This is a genomic window from Nocardia sp. NPDC060220 (assembly GCF_042727815.1).
Lineage (GTDB): Bacteria > Actinomycetota > Actinomycetes > Mycobacteriales > Mycobacteriaceae > Nocardia.
In genome coordinates this window covers 1-16,634 of the sequence record NZ_JBHWZY010000035.1, presented here as the reverse complement: position 1 = coordinate 16,634, position 16,634 = coordinate 1, and the positions used below count along the sequence as shown (strand labels likewise).

The window sequence follows — 16,634 nt, the reverse complement described above, 5'->3', positions numbered from 1 at the left end:
CCAAAAATAGAGCTCTCAATCGCCGACGGTGATGGCCTGTGCTTCCTCGATCGAGTGGGGGGCCGGGTCGTGGTCGTCGATGTGGGCGAGCGCGGTGCGGCCGATGTAGAGGACCGCGACCGCGGCGGCCGTGCAGACCGCGCCGAGCCAGAACGGCAGCGACATGTTGTGCTCGCCGAGCTTGCCCGCCACCCACGGGGCGGCCGCACCGCCACCGAATCGGACGAAGCTGTACGCCGCCGACGCGGTCGAGCGCTCGACCGGCGCCGAGATCATCACGGCCTCGGTGATCAGCGTGTTGTTCACGCCGAGGAACGCACCGGCGATCACCACACCGACGATCAGCACGACCTTGTGTTCGGTGAACATCCCCATCACGGCCAGGTCGACCGCGAACAGGCCCAGCGACAAGGCCATCATCGGCAGCGAACCGAAGCGCGCCTGCAGTTTCGGGGCGAGGAACACCGAGGACAGGGCGAGCAGGATGCCCCAGCCGCAGAAGATGAAGCCGATCGCGTAGGTGCCCATGTCCAGCGGGAACGGGGTGAACGCGAGCAGGGTGAAGAAGCCGAAGTTGTAGAGCAGCGCGGTGATGCTCACGGTGAGCAATCCTCTGTGCCGCAGGGCTTTGAACGGCGCGGTGATCGAGGTGGGGTGCGCGGCCTTCGGCGTTTCGGGCAGCAGCACGACGATCGCGATGAAGGCGACGGCCATCAGCACCGAGACTCCGAAGAACGGTCCGCGCCAGCTGATTCCACCGAGCACGCCGCCCAGCAGCGGGCCGGTCGCGATGCCGATGCCGAGCGCGGCCTCGTAGAGAATGATCGCCTTGGCGACGCCGCCGGTGGCCGCGCCGACGATGGTGGCCAGCGCCGTCGCGATGAACAGGGCGTTGCCCAGACCCCAGCCCGCGCGGAAGCCGATGATCTCGCCGATGCTGCCGGACATGCCCGCCAGCGCGGCGAACACGATGATGATCGCCAGCCCGGACAGCAGCGTCTTCTTCGCGCCGAAGCGGCTCGAGATCACGCCGGTGACCAGCATGGCGACGCCGGTGACGGCCATGTAGCTGGTGAACAGCAACGACACCTGGGACGGCGTCGCGTTCAGCTGTTCGCCGATGGGCTTGAGAATGGGATCGACCAGGCCGATGCCCATGAACGCGATGACGCTCGCGAAGGCGACGGCCCACACGGCTTTGGGCTGGGAGTTGGTGGTTGCGGCGTTGTCGTCGCGAGTCAGCTGGGGGGTGCTCACTGGCGCTCCTGGTTGCATCACTGATGACCGCGGGCAACCGAGCGAAGGGCTGTCAGCAGGTCGTTCATGTCGGTATCGAGGCGGATCAGCCGATCGAGATCGAAATCGGCCAGTCCGGGTGCCATGGCGGCGGCGAACGCGCGTCTGGCCTCGGTGAGGCGGGACCGGCCGGCCGGGGTGAGCTCGATGAGCACTGCCCGGGAGTCGTGCGGGTCTTTGGTGCGGGATGCGAAGCCGTCGGTGACGAGTCGACCGATCAGCGCCGTTGCCGCCGGTTGGGAACATCTGTCGATCCGGGCGAAATCGCTGACCCGCAGCCCGCCGTGCTCGTCGAGCACGGAAAGGGCCCGCAGGACCGCGCGGGGCAGGTCGTCGTTGCTGATCGCCCCGGCCAGTCGGGTGAGCCGACCAGCGGTGACCAACAGGTCGACCACGATGTCGTCTGCCGATGGCTGCGCTGTCTGCTTCACAGGAGATTATATTACATAAGCTAATTATCTAAATCCAGACCGGTCCGCGCCCAAGCCCGGTGAAATGGCGCACAGCATGCCGAAAGCCCTGGTCGCGGAGCTGCGACCAGGGCTTTCGGTGAATACGATCTAGGCCGCGACCGGACGACGCCCGGTGCCGAACAGCTCGGCGGTGGCGTGCGCCCGCTTGAAAAAGAGGTGGGCGTCGTGTTCCCAGGTGATGGCGATGCCGCCGTGCAACTGGATGGTCTCGGCCGCCACCGTGGAGAAGGTCTCGGTGCAGTGCTTGCGCGCGACCCACACGTCCTCCGCGGCCGACGGACTGTCCTCGGCCACCGCGAGTGCGGCGGCCAGCGCCGCCGATTCGGCCGACTCGACCAGCACGTACATATCGGCCATCCGGTGCTTGAGCGCCTGGAAGCTGCCGATCGGACGACCGAACTGCACGCGCGAGGCCGTGTACTCCACCGTCATCTCGAGGCAGCGCCTGGCCGCGCCGACCTGCTCGGCGGCCAGTGCCGCCCAGGCGATCTCGCGCAGCCGGCGGCGCAGCGCGGCGGGGTCGCCGGTGCCGATCCGGGTGGCAGGGGCATCGGTGAAGGTGATGGTGGCGAGCTTGCGCGTGGGATCGAGCGCGGGGGTCGCGGTGACAGCCACGCCGGGGGCGTCCGCTGTCGTCTCGAACAGTCCGTCATCGGTCAGCACCAACAGCAGGTCGGCCTGAGCTCCGTGCGGCACGTAATGGGCCGCGCCACTGAGCTTCCCGCCGGTCGCGCTGACCCCGGCCGCATCCCATCCGGTGGCGTCCGCCCAGCACAGGGCCGCCGTGCGTGACCCATCCGCCAGATCGGGCAACAGCCGGGCGCACGACTGCTCGTCACCGGCCAGCAGAATCGCCTGCACCCCGAGCACCGCTGACCCGAGCATCGGCACACCGCTCAGCGTCCGCCCCAATTCGCCGACGACCATGAGCGATTCGACGAGCCCGGCGCCCGCGCCACCCCACTCCTCCGGCACCGCGAGCGCGGCGACCCCGACCTGCTCGCACAGCATCCGCCACAACTTCGGGTCGTACCCGAGGTCGGTGTCCATCGCGGTACGCAGCGCGGCCGACGTGGCGTGCTTGCCGAGCAGGGCCCGCACGGAGGTCCGGAATTCGAGTAGTTCATTCGATGACATGGGGTTCCTCGTAAGGCTCGGTGATGGCGGCGGCGGTGGGAGAGCGTCGGCTGCGGTTCGGCGGGACTCGGCTGCCACCGCGACACAGACCCGCGCGGCATTCGGCCGGTGTCGTCGGTGGCATCGCGGGTCTCAGCTCGTTGCGGCCGCAGGTTCGGCGGCGCGTAGCGCGTCGGCGATTCTGCCGCGATGGAAGTCGGCGGTGCCCCACGCAGTTCGAAGGGCCGCGACCTTGGTCAGCCACAGCGACAGGTCGAATTCCGCGGTGTAGCCGATGGCCCCGTGTACCTGAAGCCCGGCACGCGCGGCACGATGGGCGGCGTCGCCGCAGGTCACCAGGGCTGCCGAGACATCGCGAGCGCGGTCGTCCGAATCCAGTGTGAGGGCCGCGCGGTACACCAGCGGCTCGGCCAGATCCAAGGCGATCAGCACGTCGGCGAGTTGCTGTTTCACCGCCTGGAATTCACCGATCGCACGACCGAACTGCTTGCGCTGCTTCGCGTAAGAGGTGGTCTGCTCGAGAATCGAGCGGCCCGCACCGAGGAGCTGTGCGGCACAGGCGAGAACACCGATGTCGAAGGCGTAGTCGATGGCGGCTTCGGCCTCGGGGCCCTCGGCGGTCACTTCCTCGGCCCGCACGCGAAACAGCTTGCGGGCGGGGTCGATCGAGGTCACCGAATCCGTCGGCGCGACGCCGAGTGTCAGTCGGCCGTCGGCGGCGACGAGGACCGGATCGGCGATGTCGGCGTCGAGGGCGATGCCGCGCTGCGCCTCGAAGGTGATGGTGCCGAGCGCCTCGCCGCTCGCGAGCGCGGGCAACCATCGCTGGGCAGGTGCGTCGTCCGGAAGACGTTGCAGCAGAGCGGGAATCACGGCGGCGGACTCGATCACGGGCCCGGGCGCGGCGCCGCGGCCCAGTTCGATCAGCGCGACCACGAGATCGACGGTGGTGGCGTCCGCCCCGTCGTACTTCTCGTCGACGATCAGACCGAAGACGCCCATGTCGGCGATCTGCCGCAGCAGGGCGCGCCCCTTGGTGGTGTCACCGTCGGCCCAGGCACGCACCGCCGCGGGCACCTGTCCGGCATCGAGAATCTTGCGCAGTTCGGCGGCGAAGTCGAGCTGTTCGGTACTGAGCGCGAATCTCATCGCAGACCTCCTGTGTTCGCAAGGGCGATTCGGCCCGAGAAATTGACGTTCATCGCTTGCTCTCGCGGGGCAGTCCGAGGATGCGTTCGGCGATGATGTTGCGCTGGATCTCGTTGGTGCCCGCGTAGATCGGGCCCGAGAGCGAGAACAGATAGCCGTCGGTCCAGGTGCTGCGCTGCTCGGCGGCCGAGCCGAGCAGGTCCAGCGCCGTCTCGTGCATCGAGATGTCGAGCTCGGACCAGTACACCTTGGTGATCGACGACTCCGCGCCGAGCTGGCCGCCGTCGGTGAGGCGGGTGACGGTGCCGAAGGTGTGCAGGCGGTAGGACTCGGCGCCGAGCCAGGCGTCGACCACCGAGTTCCTGGCCGCGGTGTCGCTCGGGTCGGCGGTCTCGCGCCACAGGTCGATGAGGTGCTGCGCGGTGGCGCTGAACCGGCCGGGGCTGCGCAGCGAGAGGCCACGTTCGTTCGACGAGGTCGCCATCGCGACCCGCCAGCCCTCGTTCACGCCGCCGATCACGTCGTGGTCGGGCACGAAGACGTCGTCGAGGAAGATCTCGGCGAAGCCGGGTTCGCCGTCGAGCTGGGGGATCGGCCGCACGCTCACGCCCTCGGCGGTGAGCGGGAACATCACGTAGGTGAGTCCGTGGTGGCGCTGTGCCTCGGGATCGCTGCGGAACAGGCCGAACGCCCAATCGGCGAACGACGCACGCGAACTCCACGTCTTCTGGCCGTTGAGCAGCCAGCCGCCTTCGGTGCGCCGTGCGGTGGAGCGCAGGCTCGCGAGGTCGCTGCCCGACTCGGGTTCCGACCAGGCCTGCGCCCAGATGTCGTCACCGCGCGCCATGCGCGGCAGGATCCGCGCGAGCTGTTCGGGGGTGCCGTGCTCGAACAGCGTCGGCGCGAGCAGGAAGATGCCGTTCTGCGCGACCCGACCCGGTGCGCCCGCGGCGTAATACTCCTGCTCGAACAGCACCCACTCGAGGATCGACGCGTCACGCCCGCCGAACTCGCGCGGCCACGAGACCGCGGACAGCCGGGCCTGCGCCAGCTTCGCTTCCCATTCCCGATGCGCGGCGAAGCCTTCCGCGGTATCCATCGACGGCAACGGCTCCGCCGGTACGTTGGCGGCGAGGAACTCGCGCACCTCCAGCTGGAATTCCCGGGCAGCCGGGTCGATCTCGAGATCCACTTACTTCGTCCCGTTCTGTTCGGTAGAGGTGGCGGTGGCCTTCATCGAGCGGGCGTTCATCCCGCCGAGTGAATCGGCGCCGACCTCGGCGTTGTGCGCGTGTGCGAAATGGTGCAGCCCGAAGACCGAGTCCATGCCGGAGCGCATGCCCATCAGATCCTCGGCCTGGTTGACAGCCTTCTTGGTGAGCGCGAGCCCGAATTGCGGCATGGCGGAGATCTTCTCCGCGAGCCCCATCACCTCGGCCTCCAGCTGCTCGCGCGGCACGACCCGGTTGACCATGCCCCACTCTTTGGCCTGGGCCGCCCCGAACCGGTCGCCGGTGAACAGGAACTCCTTGGCCGCGCGCGGCCCCATCACCCACGGATGCGCGAAGTACTCCACACCCGGAATGCCCATCCGGACCACCGGATCGGAGAAGAACGCGTCATCGGAGCAGACGATCAGGTCGCACACCCAGGCCAGCATCAGCCCGCCCGCGATGCACGCGCCCTGCACCATCGCCACCATCGGCTTGGGGATCTCCCGCCAGCGCCTGCACATGCCGAGATACACCTCGGACTCGCGCGCGAAGCGCTGGTCACCACCGGGGCGATCGAGGTGGTCCCACCACAGCGCGGCCTTGTTCTCGTAGTGCACGTCGTGGTCGCGGCCCGGGGTACCGATGTCGTGGCCTGCGCTGAAGTGCTTTCCGTTGCCCGCCAGCACGATCACCTTGACCTCGGGATCCTCGACCGCGCGCACGAAGGCGGCATCGAGGGCATAGGTCATCTTCGAGTTCTGCGCATTGCGGAAATCGGGCCGGTTCATGGTGACGACGGCGACCGATCCGCGCACCGCGTAGGTGACGACCTCGGTCTCGGTTTCGGAACTCACGACTTCTCCTCACGTAGCTCACGCTTGAGCACTTTGCCCGCGGCGCTGTAGGGCAGCTGGTCGCGGAACTCGACAAGCCTGGGCACTTTGAAGTTCGCCAATTTGCCCGCGGCGAAGGCGATGACCTCGTCGGCGGTCAGCGTCGATCCGGCCTTGCGGACGACGACGGCCTTGCCGACCTCGCCCATCCGCTCGTCGGGCACGCCGATCACCGCCGACTCGGCGACGCCGTCGAGCCGGGCCAGGGTCTGTTCGATCTCGGCGGGGTACACGTTGAACCCGCCGGTGATGTACATGTCCTTGAGCCGGTCGGTGATCTTCAGATAGCCGCGCTCGTCGACGATGCCGATGTCGCCGGTGTGCAGCCAGCCGTCGGCGTCGATGGCCTCGGCGGTGGCCTCGGGGTCGTCGAGGTAGCCGAGCATCACGTTCGGTCCGCGCAGCAGCACCTCACCGGCGTCGGACAGGCGCAGTTCGAAGTCGGCGATCGGCCCGCCGCAGGTGTTGGCGATGGTGGCCGCGTCGTCGGACGGACGGCACATGGTGCCGAAACCGGCCGTCTCGGACAGGCCGTAGGCGGTGATCACCACCTCGAACGCGAGATCGTCGCGCATTCGCTCGATCAGCACCACCGGCACGGTCGCCGCGCCGGTCACCGCCACCCGCAGCGAGCTCAGGTCACGCTCGGTGCGCTGGGGATGCTCGAGGATGGTCTGGTAGATCGTCGGTGGCCCGGTGAGCACGGTGATCCGCGCGGACTCGATGAGCGCCAGCGCGGCGGGCACGTCGAAGGTGGCCTGCGGCACGATCGTGGCCCCGGTGACCAGGCACGCGAGAATGCCCGCCTTGTAACCGAAGTTGTGGAAGAACGGCGGGATCACCAGGTATCGGTCGCCCGCGCGCAGGGTCGAGCACTCGACCCAGCCGCGCACCACCCCCAGCGCCTGCCGGTGCGCGACGAGGGTGCCTTTGCTGCGGCCGGTGGTGCCGGAGGTGAACAGGATGTCGGAGATGTCGTCGGGGGAGACCTGGGCCGCCCGCTCCTCGCCGATTTCTTCGGACACCGTCGCGGCCTGTGCGAGCAACTCGTCCCACGTCACCGTCGCGCGTGCGGGCTCGGCAGTGGCCGGGGCCGCTTCGCTCTCGATCGGAATGACGACGACGGTCCCGATACCCAGTTCCGGTGCCGCCGCCGCGAGTTCCGCCGCCCGATCGCGGCCGAGGAACGGACCGGCGACGAACAAGGCCTTCGCGTCGACCCGGGCCAGCACGTCGACGGCCTCGGCCGCCACGTAGCGGGTGTTCAGCGGCACCAGCGCGGCCCCGGCGGAGTGCGCGGCCAGGGCGGCGATCACCCAGTGATAGGTGTTCGGCGCCCACATCGCGACCCGGTCGCCGGGGGAGATGCCGCGGGCGATCAGGGCGCGGGCGGCCACCCGGACCTGGTCGAGTAGTTCGGTCCAGTCCAGGCGGATCGCGCCGTCGATCAGGGCAGGCTCGTGCGGATGCGCCGCTGCGATGTGGCGCAGCGCCTGCGGAGTGGTTTGTGCAGGGGGTGTCACGGGGTCCTCACCGTTGTGCGGTTCGCTGTTCTTCCGAAGCAGCTAACAAAGCAAGTGCTTGGTAGGTTATCCTACCGAGGTGGGCGTGATCCAGACCTCAGATTCCGATACCGCGACTTCCGACGCGGAGTTTCGCGCGGAAATACGCGATTGGCTCGCCGAAAATCTTTCGGGCGAGTTCGCTGACCTGCGCGGCACCGGTGGACCCGGCCGCGAACACGAATTCTTCGACGAGCGGCTGGCCTGGGACCGCCACCTCGCCGCGGCGGGCTGGACCTGCCTCGGCTGGCCGGTCGAATACGGCGGTCGCGGCGCCAGTGTGCGTCAGCAGGTGATCTTCCACGAGGAATACGCCAAGGCCGACGCGCCGGCGCGGGTCTCGCACGTGGGCGAGGAACTGCTCGGCCCCACCGTGCTGGCCTTCGGCACCGAGGAGCAGAAGAAGCGCTTCCTGCCGGGCGTGCGCTCGGTCGGCGAACTGTGGTGCCAGGGCTATTCCGAGCCCGGCGCCGGTTCCGACCTGGCCGCCGTCTCGACCACCGCGCGCCTGGACGGCGACAAGTGGGTGATCAACGGCCAGAAGATCTGGACCTCGCTCGCGCACGTCGCCGACTGGTGCTTCGTCATCGCCCGCACCGAGCGCGGCTCGAGCCGTCACAAGGGCCTGTCCTATCTGCTGGTCCCGATGAACCAGCCGGGCATCGAAGTGCGGCCGATCGAACAGCTCACCGGCACCTCCGAGTTCAACGAGGTCTTCTTCGACGATGCCGTCACCGATGCAAACCTGGTGGTCGGCGCGCCGGGCGACGGCTGGCGAATCGCGATGGGCACGCTCACCTTCGAGCGCGGCATCTCCACCCTCGGCCAGCAGATCCGCTTCGCGCGCGAGCTCTCCGACATCGAAGATCTGGCCCGGCGCACCGGCGCCGCCGACGACCCGCTGATCGCCGATCGCCTCGATCGCGCCTGGGTGGGACTGCGGGTGCTGCGCGCGCACGCGCTGCGCACCATGAGCGAGGACCACGACGACGCGGGCGGCGCCTCGGTGTCGAAGTTGCTGTGGGCCAACTGGCATCGCGACCTCGGCGAACTGGCGATGGCCGTCCAAGGCGCGACGGGCCTGCTCACCGGCCCCGACGACATGACCGCATGGCAGCGGCTGTACCTGTTCAGCCGCGCCGACACGATCTATGGAGGTTCGAACGAAGTGCAGCGCAACATCATCGCCGAGCGTGTGCTCGGTCTCCCGCGAGAGGCACGCCCGTGAGTGAGCAGACCCATTCGGGCGCGAACAAGTCCCTGTCGATCGCGCCGGCTTCGATCCCCGGACACGGCCTGCTCGCGGGCCGGACGGCCGTGATCACCGCCGCCGCGGGCACCGGCATCGGCTCTGCGACCGCGCGCAGGCTCCTCGAAGAGGGCGCCGACGTGGTCGTCTCCGACTGGCACGAGCGCCGGTTGACCGAGACCGCCGAGCTGCTGGCCAAGGAGTTCCCCGAGCGCCGGGTCGGTGCCGTGGTCTGCGATGTCCGCGACACCGCGCAGGTGAATCAGCTGCTGGCCGACGCGGCCGCCGAACTCGGCCGGATCGACATCATGGTCAACAACGCGGGCCTCGGCGGTGAGACCCCGGTGGTCGACATGACCGACGAGCAGTGGGACCAGGTTCTCGACATCACCCTCACCGGCACCTTCCGCTGCACCCGTGCGGCGCTGGGGTACTTCCGCGGCGCGGGCCACGGCGGCGTGATCGTGAACAACGCCTCCGTCCTCGGCTGGCGTGCCCAGCACGGCCAGGCGCACTACGCCGCCGCCAAGGCGGGGGTGATGGCGCTGACCAGGTGCAGCGCGGTCGAAGCCGCCGAATTCGGGGTGCGGATCAACGCCGTCGCGCCGAGCATCGCCCGTCACCCGTTCCTGGACAAGGTGAGCTCGACCGAGTTGCTCGACTCGCTCAGCGAGCGCGAGGCCTTCGGTCGCGCCGCCGAACCGTGGGAAGTAGCGGCGACGATCGCCATGCTGGCCAGTGACTACACCTCGTATCTGACCGGCGAGGTTGTCTCGGTGAGCAGCCAGCGCGCATGATCGCCGTGGCGGGTTCTCCGAAACCAAGCAAGTGCTTGGTTGTACGATGACGGGTGTGACCGCACCCGACACCGTGAAACGCACCCGCCGCGCCGAACTCCTCGACCTCGCCGCCGACCTGTTCGCCGAACGTGGACTGCGCGCCACGACGGTGCGCGATATCGCCGACTCGGCTGGCATCCTGTCGGGCAGTCTGTATCACCATTTCGACTCCAAGGAATCGATGGTCGACGAGATCCTGCGCGGATTCCTCGACGACCTGTTCGGTCGCTACCGCGAGATCGCGGGCGCGAGCATGAGCTCGCGAGACACCCTGGAGTCCTTGGTGATCGCGTCCTACGAGTCGTTCGACCGCCATCACGCCGCCGTCGCGATCTACCAGGCCGAGGCCAAGAACCTGCGCGACGCCGAGCGGTTCGGCTACATCCGCGACTTCAATACCGAGTTCCGCGACCTATGGCACCGCGTGCTCGCCGCCGGCGTGGCCGACGGCAGCTTCCGGCCCGAACTCGACGTGGAACTGGCCTTCCGCTTCCTGCGCGACACCGTGTGGGTCGCGGTCCGCTGGTACACCCCCGGTGGCCCGATCACCGTGCAAAACCTTGCCCAGCAATATCTCACCATCGTGCTCGACGGGCTGACCCTGCCCGGGAGCACCGCGAAATAGGAGTTCCATCATGACCGCATCCGCCGAGCGCCGCCCCTATGCCCCGTTGCGGGAGGCCTATGTGATCGATGCGGTGCGTACCGCGGTCGGCAAGCGCGGTGGCGCGCTGGCCGAGGTGCATTCCGCCGATCTCGGCGCGGCCGCGCTGCGTGGGCTCGTCGAGCGCACGGGCATCGACCCGGCCGTCGTCGACGACGTGATCGTCGGTTGTGTCGACAACCTCGGCCCGCAGGCGGGCAATATCGGCCGCACCATGTGGCTGGTCGCGGGATACCCCGAAGAGGTCCCCGGCGTCACCGTCGACCGGCAGTGCGGTTCCAGCCAGCAGGCGATCAACTTCGGCGCGCAGGCCATCATGAGCGGCACCGCCGAGGTCATCGTGGCAGGCGGCGTGCAGAACATGAGCGCCATCCCGATCGGCGCCGCCATGCTCGCGGCCAAGCCCTACGGCTTCGAGTCCTCGTTCATCGGCGCCAAGGGCTGGGACTCGCGCTACGGCACCGGCGAGGTCTCCCAGTTCAAGGGCGCCGAGATGATCGCCGAGAAGTGGGGCATCAGCCGCGAGGACATGGAGCGCTGGGCGCTGCAGAGCCATCAGCGCGCCAAGACCGCCATCACCGAGGGCCGCTTCGACAACGAGATCGTGCCGGTCGGCGACTTCACCGTCGATCAGGGTCCGCGCGAGACCAGCTTGGAGAAGATGGCGTCGCTGCAGCCGCTGTCGGAGGGCAGCCCGCTCACCGCGGCGGTCGCCAGCCAGATCTCCGACGGCGCCAGCGCCACCCTGCTCGCCTCGGAATGGGCGGTCAAGGAGTACGGCCTCACCCCGCGCGCCCGCATCCATCACGTCAGCGCGCGCGGCGCCGACCCGATCTTCATGCTCAGCGCGCCGATCCCGGCCACCCAGTGGGCGCTGGAGAAGACCGGCCTCACCATCGACGACATCGACGTCATCGAGATCAACGAGGCCTTCGCCCCGGTGGTGCTGGCCTGGATCAAGGAGATCGGCGCCGATCCCGCGAAGGTGAACGTCAACGGTGGGGCCATCGCGCTCGGCCACCCGCTCGGCGCGACCGGCGCCAAGCTGTTCGCCACCCTGCTCAACGAGCTCGAGCGGGTGAACGGCCGCTACGGCCTGCTCACCATCTGCGAGGGCGGCGGCACGGCCAACGTGACGATCATCGAGCGTCTCGACGCCGACAAGAAGTAGCTCCGCCGTTCGAAAAATGGTGGTCCTCGGCGGGTTTCACCGGGGACCACTCTTCGTTCGCCACCATTGGGTCGCCACATCCCAGCGCCGCAGCGCGGCGGGCACGTCCGGTCTCGGCGAGGGTGATTCATCCCACCTATGATGGCCTGGTGAAGGTGCTCGGTGCATGCCCGCTCGATTGCCCCGACGCGTGCTCGTGGGTGGTGACCGTCGAGGACGGGGTGGCCACGGGGCTGCGTGGGAACAAGGAACATCCGGTCACGCGCGGTGCGCTGTGTGTGAAGGTGAATCGGTATCTCGAGCAGGTCGGTGCGCCGGGCAGACTCCGGTATCCGATGCGCCGGGTGGGGCCGAAGGGGTCGGGCCAGTTCGAGCGGATCAGCTGGGACGATGCGCTCGACGAGATCGCCACGCGCCTCACCGGCATCATCGACGAATTCGGTGGTGAGGCGGTCTGGCCGTTCCACGGCACCGGCAGCCTGGGCTATATCCAAGGGCTGGAAGGCTTTCCGGGGCGCAGGATGTTCAACCTGCTCGGGGCGTCGCATCACGCGCCGACCATCTGCTCGGTCGCGGGCGGCACCGGCCTGCGCTACACCCTCGGCACCTCCGGCGGCATGGACCCCGAGGACTTCGCGCAGTCGAAACTGATCCTGCTGTGGGGCACCAACCCGCTCACCTCCGGCCATCATCTGTGGAAGTTCGTGCAGGACAGCGGCGCGTACCTGGTGTCGATCGACCCGGTGCGCACCAAGACCTCCGAACGCTGCGACGAGCACATCGCTCCGCTGCCCGGCACCGACGCCGCGCTGGCGCTCGGCCTGCTGCACGTGATCGTCTCGCTCGGCGCGCAGGACGAGGAGTTCATCGCCGAACACACCGAGGGCTGGCCCGAATTCCGGGACCGCATCACCGAATTCACGCCGGAACGCACCGCGGCGATCACGGGCGTTCCCGAAGATCAGATCGTCGCGCTCGGTGAAAGGATCGCGCGCACCAGGCCGACCGCGATCCGCGCCTCCCAGGGCATGCAGCGCCACGCCGGCGGCGGGATGGCCCTGCGCGTGCTCGCCTGCCTGCCCGGCGTCACCGGCGACTGGGCGATACCCGGTGGGGGACTGCACTATTCGACCAGCGGGCACTTCCGGCTCGACGAAGCCGCGCTGACCCGCGACGACCTGCTGGCGCACCCGGTCCGCACACTCTCGATGACCAGACTCGGCGAAGCCCTGCTCGAGACCGATGAGCCGCCGGTGAAGGCACTGTTCGTGATCGGGGCCAATCCGGTCGGCTCGAATCCCGACCAGCGTCGCGTGATCGAGGGGCTGTCGCGCAAGGACCTGTTCACCGTGGTCCTCGAGCACTTCGGCACCGACACCGTCGACTACGCCGACATCGTGCTCCCCGCCACGATGCAACCCGAGCACCTCGACGTGCTCGCCGGCTACGGCCACCTCTACCTGATCTGGAACGAGCCCGCCGTCGATCCGCCGGGCGAATGTCTGTCCACGACAGAGACTTTCCGCAGACTCTCGCATCGGCTGGGTCTGACCGAACCGGCGCTGTACGACTCCGACGAAGAATTGGCCGGGCAGCTGCTGAAGGGCTACGACCTCGACCGGCTCAGGGCCGAGGGGTTCCTCAAGGTGCAGGCCGGTCCGGTGCCCGCAGGCAAGCTCCAGTTCGTCTCCGCCAGAGCGGAATCGGCGGGTCACGACCCGCTGCCGGACTACACACCCCCCGCCGATTCCGGCGGCGGTCTGGTGCTGATCTCCGCCGCCTCGCACTACTTCCTGAACAGCTCCTTCGGCTCCAACCCGGAATTGCGACGTCGCGCAGGCGAATCCAGCATCACCCTGCACCCCGGCGACGCCGCCGCGCGGGGCATCGCCGACGGCGCCGCGGTGGTCGTCTCCAACGATCGCGGCTCCTTCGAGGCCGTCGCCGAGGTATCGGACCGGGTGCGGCCCGGAGTCGCAGGCACCACCAAGGGCCGCTGGGCGAAGTTCACCGGCGGTGCCACCGTGAACGCCACGATCGCCGAACGAGATTCGGACTACGGCGGTGGCGCGGTGTTCCACGACAACCGCGTCGAGGTGCGCCCCCGCTGATCGCCGCGTTCAGAACTCGACGGCGTCGCGGATCAGCGGGCAGGTCATGCAGTGGCCGCCGCCGCGGCCGCGGCCGAGTTCGGCGCCGACGATGGTGATCACCTCGACGCCTTCCTTGCGCAGGGCCGCGTTGGTGTGGGTGTTGCGGTCGTAGGCGAACACGACGCCGGGTTCGACCGCGACCAGGTTGTTGCCGCTGTCCCACTGCTGGCGTTCGTTGGCGTAGTAGCCGCCGCCGGTCTCCACCACCCGCAGCTTCGGCAGGTTCAGCGATGCGGCCACCACGTCGAGGAACGGCGCGGTCTCCTCGGTCACCTCGACACCGGGTGCGCGGTCGCTGGGCCGCAGGGAGAACGGGTGGATGTTGTAGACGATGTCGGGATACACCGTCACCAGGTCGCGGTCGGCGAAGGTGAACACGGTGTCGAGGTGCATGGCCGAGCGCAGCTTCGGCATCCCCGCCACGATCACGCGCTCGGCGGCGCCTGCGGCGAACAGCGACGCGGCGACCTGGGTGATCGCCTGCCGGGACGTCCGTTCGCTCATCCCGACCAGCACCACCCCGTTGCCGACCGGCATCACATCGCCGCCCTCGAAAGTGGCCAGTCCCCAATCCTGTTCGGGATCTCCCCACCAGACCTTCGCGCCGGTGAAGTCGGGATGGAACGCGTAGATCGCCGCCATCAGCAGCGTCTCGTCGTGCCGGGCGGGCCAGTACAGCGGATTGAGGGTGACGCCGCCGTAGAGCCAGCAGGTGGTGTCGCGGGTGTAGAGCGTGTTCGGCAGCGGCGGCATCAGATACTCACGGACCCCGGCCTGCTCGCGCGCCAGCGCCAGGTAACCGGAACGGAATTCGGCGGGCAGGTCCGCGGTCGCGAGTCCGCCGATGAGGTAGGTCGCCAGGGTCCGGTCGTCCACCGAGTCCAGGTAGGCCCTGGTGTCGTCGATCAGCCCGAGCCCGACTTCGTTGGCCACGATCTTGCGGTCGAGAATCCAGTCCTTCGCGCCGGGCACGGCGAGGGTCTCGGCGAGCAGATTGTGCAGCTCGACCACCTCGACGCCGCGGTCGCGCATCTTCGTCATGAAGTCGAAGTGGTCGCGCTTGGCGTTCTGCACCCACAGCACGTCGTCGAAGAGCAGGTCGTCGCAGTTGGTCGGAGTGAGCCGTTCGTGCGCCAGGCCGGGCGCGCAGACCAGCACCTTGCGCAGCGTGCCGACTTCGGAATGGACGCCGAACGCGGTGGCGGGGGTTCCGGTCATTTCTGCTCCTCGAAAGATCGGGCGGACTCAGATCGAGATGGCGCCGGTCGCCAGGCCGACGATGCCGACAACAGCGCCGAGGGCGACGGCGCCGAACAGGACCGCCTCCCAGAGCGAGAAGATCCGCTTGCCCGCCTCGCGACGGGTCAGGGCGAACAGGATGGTGCCGGGCGCGTAGATGATGCACGACAGCAGCAGGAATTCGAGGCCGGCCGCGACGAGCATGAACGCGGTGTAGAAGGTGGCGACGAAGGCGATGACGAGCTCTTTGGTGCGGTCGCCCGGCTGGATCCGCTCGTAGGTCTCTCTGGTGTAGGCGAGTTTGAGCGCGTAGGCCGCGGCCAGCAGGTACGGCACCAGCGACAGCGAACTGCACAGCTTGAGGGTGAAGGTGAACGCGTCGTCGGAGAACAGCGTGGTGACCAGCACGATCTGGATCAGCACGGTGGTGAAGATCAGCGCGACCACCGGCACATTCGCGGCGTTGACCCGGGCCAGGAACGACGGCATGTCCCGGTCCTTCGCCGCCACGAACAGCACCTCCGCGGCCATCAGCGTCCAGGCCAGGTAGGCGCCGAGGACCGAGATGATCAGTCCGATACTGATGAACCAGGCACCCCAGGTACCGACGGCGGATTCGAAGACCGGCGACATCGACGGCTGCTGCGCCACGGCGAGTTCGTCACGCGGCATGATGCCGAACGACACCATGGTCACCGACGCGAAAATAGCCAGCACGCTGAGGAATCCGAGCACGGTGGCGCGACCGATGTCCTCGCGCTTGCGCGCGTACCTGGAGTACACGCTCGCACCCTCGATGCCGAGGAACACGAACACTGTCACCAACATGGTCGAACGCACCTGTTCGACCAGCGATTCGGAATACGCGTCGCCGCCCCAGAAGTTGTCGGCGAAGACACCGGGGTCGAAGTAGAACAGCAGCACCACGATGAACACCAGGATCGGCACCAGCTTGGCCACGGTGACGATCTGGTTGATGGTGGCGGCTTCCTGGATCCCGCGCAGCACCATGAAATGGAACGCCCAGATGCACACCGTGGACAGCAGCACCGCGGGAACGGTGTTGCCCTCACCGAAGATGGGCAGCACCTGCCCGAGGGTGGACTTGATCAGCACCCAGTAGCTGACATTGCCGACACAGGCGCTGGCCCAGTACCCGAACGCGGAGAAGAAACCGAGGTACTCACCGAAGCCGGCCTTCGCGTAGGCGTACACACCGGCGTCGAGGTCTGGTTTGCGCACGGCCAGCGTCTGGAAGACGAACGCCAGCATCAGCATTCCGGTGCCGGCGATCGTCCAGGCGATGATCGCGCCGAATCCGCCGGTGGCCTGGCCGAAGTTGCGCGGCAGCGAGAAGACGCCCGCACCGACCATGGAGCCGACCACCATCGCCGACAAGGTCAGCAGCGGCATCTTCTTGGTCGCGGTCTGTTCCGAGGCTGTCATCGCGCTACTCCTGCGGGTCGGTGTGGCGATGGGGCGGACACGGGCCGAGGGTCGCGGCGAGGAGGGTGGCACGGGCGACTGGTACCCCGCCGTGGCCCGCTACAGCCAGTCCTCCGACCGCAAGGGCGCGGACCAGTTCGCGAAGCGCG

At 68.4% G+C, this 16,634-nt stretch carries 14 protein-coding genes; 5 read left to right on the top strand and 9 right to left on the bottom strand.

Going from position 1 to position 16,634, the window contains the following annotated elements; all coding sequences use genetic code 11:
* Positions 1-15: 15 nt before the first annotated feature.
* From ACFWF3_RS03405 to ACFWF3_RS03375, 7 genes are all read right to left on the bottom strand, one after another.
* Positions 16-1,257: an MFS transporter gene (locus ACFWF3_RS03405; RefSeq protein WP_379312275.1), complete on the bottom strand. Its 1,242-nt coding sequence runs from the start codon at positions 1,255-1,257 to the stop codon at positions 16-18.
* Between the two features lie 17 nt (positions 1,258-1,274).
* A complete protein-coding gene (locus ACFWF3_RS03400) occupies positions 1,275-1,727 on the bottom strand; it encodes a MarR family winged helix-turn-helix transcriptional regulator (RefSeq protein ID WP_378990677.1) in 453 nt (150 codons plus the stop codon).
* A gap of 129 nt (positions 1,728-1,856) precedes the next feature.
* Entirely contained in the window at positions 1,857-2,906 is a 1,050-nt protein-coding gene (locus tag ACFWF3_RS03395) for an acyl-CoA dehydrogenase family protein (RefSeq protein ID WP_379312274.1), read from the bottom strand.
* Between the two features lie 132 nt (positions 2,907-3,038).
* On the bottom strand, positions 3,039-4,055 hold the full coding sequence (locus ACFWF3_RS03390; protein ID WP_378990674.1) for an acyl-CoA dehydrogenase family protein: 1,017 nt from the start codon (positions 4,053-4,055) through the stop codon (positions 3,039-3,041).
* 49 nt (positions 4,056-4,104) lie between these two features.
* Complete coding sequence (locus ACFWF3_RS03385) at positions 4,105-5,247, bottom strand: acyl-CoA dehydrogenase family protein (RefSeq protein WP_379312273.1); 1,143 nt, start codon at positions 5,245-5,247, stop codon at positions 4,105-4,107.
* Complete coding sequence (locus tag ACFWF3_RS03380; RefSeq protein ID WP_378990671.1) at positions 5,248-6,123, bottom strand: enoyl-CoA hydratase; 876 nt, start codon at positions 6,121-6,123, stop codon at positions 5,248-5,250.
* Positions 6,120-7,685: a FadD3 family acyl-CoA ligase gene (locus ACFWF3_RS03375; RefSeq protein WP_379312272.1), complete on the bottom strand. Its 1,566-nt coding sequence runs from the start codon at positions 7,683-7,685 to the stop codon at positions 6,120-6,122. The genes ACFWF3_RS03380 and ACFWF3_RS03375 overlap by 4 nt, the downstream gene beginning before the upstream one ends.
* 79 nt (positions 7,686-7,764) lie before the next feature.
* On the opposite strand from ACFWF3_RS03375, the gene ACFWF3_RS03370 reads away from it, so the two are divergent.
* The 5 genes from ACFWF3_RS03370 to ACFWF3_RS03350 all read left to right on the top strand — a co-directional run bounded on the left by ACFWF3_RS03370 (position 7,765) and on the right by ACFWF3_RS03350 (position 13,758).
* On the top strand, positions 7,765-8,952 hold the full coding sequence (locus ACFWF3_RS03370) for an acyl-CoA dehydrogenase family protein (protein ID WP_379312271.1): 1,188 nt from the start codon (positions 7,765-7,767) through the stop codon (positions 8,950-8,952).
* Positions 8,949-9,770, top strand: coding sequence for an SDR family oxidoreductase (locus ACFWF3_RS03365; protein ID WP_379312270.1), 822 nt, complete (start codon positions 8,949-8,951; stop codon positions 9,768-9,770). Before ACFWF3_RS03370 ends, ACFWF3_RS03365 begins: the two co-directional genes overlap by 4 nt.
* Positions 9,771-9,816: 46 nt before the next feature.
* Positions 9,817-10,437 (top strand): TetR/AcrR family transcriptional regulator, encoded by a 621-nt coding sequence (locus tag ACFWF3_RS03360; RefSeq protein ID WP_378990668.1) that lies wholly within the window; start codon positions 9,817-9,819, stop codon positions 10,435-10,437.
* Positions 10,438-10,483: 46 nt separating this feature from the next.
* Positions 10,484-11,647: an acetyl-CoA C-acetyltransferase gene (locus ACFWF3_RS03355; RefSeq protein ID WP_378990805.1), complete on the top strand. Its 1,164-nt coding sequence runs from the start codon at positions 10,484-10,486 to the stop codon at positions 11,645-11,647.
* Positions 11,648-11,796: 149 nt separating this feature from the next.
* Positions 11,797-13,758: a molybdopterin-dependent oxidoreductase gene (locus ACFWF3_RS03350; RefSeq protein WP_379312269.1), complete on the top strand. Its 1,962-nt coding sequence runs from the start codon at positions 11,797-11,799 to the stop codon at positions 13,756-13,758.
* 9 nt (positions 13,759-13,767) lie between these two features.
* Here the strand turns inward: ACFWF3_RS03350 and arcA are convergent, their stop codons facing one another.
* Together arcA and ACFWF3_RS03340 are read right to left on the bottom strand one after the other, a co-directional pair.
* Positions 13,768-15,018: an arginine deiminase gene (gene arcA / locus ACFWF3_RS03345; protein WP_378990664.1), complete on the bottom strand. Its 1,251-nt coding sequence runs from the start codon at positions 15,016-15,018 to the stop codon at positions 13,768-13,770.
* 27 nt (positions 15,019-15,045) lie between these two features.
* The gene (locus tag ACFWF3_RS03340; protein ID WP_378631650.1) at positions 15,046-16,485 is read right to left on the bottom strand and encodes a basic amino acid/polyamine antiporter; all 1,440 of its coding nucleotides are present in this window, start codon (positions 16,483-16,485) and stop codon (positions 15,046-15,048) included.
* Between the last annotated feature and the right edge of the window lie 149 nt (positions 16,486-16,634).

Bases quoted from the DNA above. Each gene is read 5' to 3' on its own strand.
- ACFWF3_RS03395 (WP_379312274.1), bottom strand. From the start codon at position 2,906: ATGTCATCGAATGAACTACTCGAATTCCGGACCTCCGTGCGGGCCCTG.
- ACFWF3_RS03390 (WP_378990674.1), bottom strand. From the start codon at position 4,055: ATGAGATTCGCGCTCAGTACCGAACAGCTCGACTTCGCCGCCGAACTG.
- ACFWF3_RS03360 (WP_378990668.1), top strand. From the start codon at position 9,817: ATGACGGGTGTGACCGCACCCGACACCGTGAAACGCACCCGCCGCGCC.
- arcA (WP_378990664.1), bottom strand. From the start codon at position 15,018: ATGACCGGAACCCCCGCCACCGCGTTCGGCGTCCATTCCGAAGTCGGC.
- ACFWF3_RS03340 (WP_378631650.1), bottom strand. From the start codon at position 16,485: ATGACAGCCTCGGAACAGACCGCGACCAAGAAGATGCCGCTGCTGACC.